This window comes from Pseudomonas juntendi (assembly GCF_009932375.1).
Classification (GTDB): Bacteria; Pseudomonadota; Gammaproteobacteria; order Pseudomonadales; family Pseudomonadaceae; genus Aquipseudomonas; species Aquipseudomonas juntendi.
In genome coordinates this window covers 1-1467 of sequence record NZ_BLJG01000317.1, presented here as the reverse complement: position 1 = coordinate 1467, position 1467 = coordinate 1, and the positions used below count along the sequence as shown (strand labels likewise).

Annotated in this window: 3 protein-coding genes; all 3 read left to right on the top strand. The window is 61.3% G+C overall.

The genetic code is table 11. The annotated features are described in order from the left end of the window. Nucleotides 1-144 precede the first annotated feature (144 nt). Nucleotides 145-492: a phage replication initiator YdaU family protein gene (locus GYA94_RS25385; RefSeq protein WP_255326994.1), complete on the top strand. Its 348-nt coding sequence runs from the start codon at nt 145-147 to the stop codon at nt 490-492. Next, complete coding sequence (locus GYA94_RS25380) at nt 489-1262, top strand: ATP-binding protein (protein ID WP_012313233.1); 774 nt, start codon at nt 489-491, stop codon at nt 1260-1262. The genes GYA94_RS25385 and GYA94_RS25380 overlap by 4 nt, the downstream gene beginning before the upstream one ends. Beyond that, a partial coding sequence (locus GYA94_RS25375) for a DnaB-like helicase N-terminal domain-containing protein (RefSeq protein ID WP_304363549.1) occupies nt 1259-1467 on the top strand: 209 nt, incomplete at its 3' end. The genes GYA94_RS25380 and GYA94_RS25375, both read left to right, overlap by 4 nt.

Below are 1467 nucleotides of genomic sequence, written 5' to 3'. Positions count from 1 at the left end.
GGACACCCCGGCACGACGTGCCCCACCCCCCGGCACCAGATGCCGGACACCCCGGCACCAGATGCCCCCAGCACCGTAATAGAACCCAAAGGTGAACCATCAAAGAACCGTAAGAGGGGAGGTGATGGGTTCACGGTTGAGCAGATGCTCGAACTGGCACCCGCTGATCTGAGTGAGCAAACCGCCCGCGATTACTTCCAGTTCCGGAAGAAGAAGGGGCCTCTGAATCTGACGATCTGGAACAACGTTCTCTCAGAGCTTGAGGGATGCCGGGCCGCAGGGATCAGCCCGGACAAGGCCCTGGCCGAGGCAATGACCGCTGCATGGCAGGGTTTCAAGACCTCTTGGATTGTGGACCGACTGAAAAAAGAGGCCTGGACCTCCGGCACCAGAGGGGCAGGCCAATCGCACCACACCGACCTCGACAAGATTGACCACACCGAAGGCCTGGTTCGCCAGCCAAACGGGACTTACCGGGTAGCAAGATCATGACCACACCAAAAACACTTGAATTCAAACCTGACCAGTGCCGCGTACACGGCGATTTCACTGACGAACTGATCGAGTCATTTTCGGGCGATCACTTCTGGCAGGGCTGCACGCGCTGTCAGTTTGACGCCCTGCATTCTGCCGACGAAGCAGTCCGCAAGCCGGCGCACGCTATCCGGCGTGCCTGGGAGATGAACGTCAGTCTGATGGCGTCTGATATCCCGCTGCGCTTCCGGGCGGCGACCTTGGACACCTACCGCGCCGAAACCGAAGGACAGGCCGTGGCGCTGACTGAGTGCCGCGACTACGTGCATGGCTTCGAGCGCAACTGGGAACTGGGCCGCTCGATGATGTTGCTGGGTGACGTAGGCACGGGTAAGACACACCTAGGCTGCGCCATTGCCCAGCAGGTGATCCGCAGCTATGGAGCGTCAGCGCGCTACACCATGGCGATCGAGATCATCCGCGACATCAAGATGACCTTCGACAAAAAGTCCGAGCAGACGGAGCGCGATGTATACGCCGCCCTCCTGGCGCCTGACCTACTGGTGATCGATGAGGTTGGCGTCCAGCACGGCAGCGACTTCGAGCGGCAGGTGCTGTTTGAGGTGATCGACTCGCGGTACCGGAATCTCATGCCGACCATCGTGATCTCCAACCTGGGCCTGGCCGGCCTCCGCAAGTGCCTGGGTGATCGCGCTGTCGACCGCCTGACCGATGCTGGCGGGCCTGCCGTCCTGTTCACCTGGGCCTCGGCGCGAGGTGAAGCATGAGCAACGAACTGGTAATGGGCTACCCAGAGGCCGAGCACGGCGTCCTGGGGGCTATCATGCTGGCGTCTCTCGATGGCAATACTGCGCTGGTGGATGACATCACGAGCCAGATGACCAGCGGCGACTTCCTCTACGACGACCACGCAGCCCTGTTCGATGTGATCCGTGATTGCCTGGAGCGCGGCCTGCCGGTCGATGCGGTAAC

Bases quoted from the DNA above. Each gene is read 5' to 3' on its own strand.
- GYA94_RS25380 (WP_012313233.1), top strand. From the start codon at position 489: ATGACCACACCAAAAACACTTGAATTCAAACCTGACCAGTGCCGCGTA.
- GYA94_RS25385 (WP_255326994.1), top strand. From the start codon at position 145: ATGCTCGAACTGGCACCCGCTGATCTGAGTGAGCAAACCGCCCGCGAT.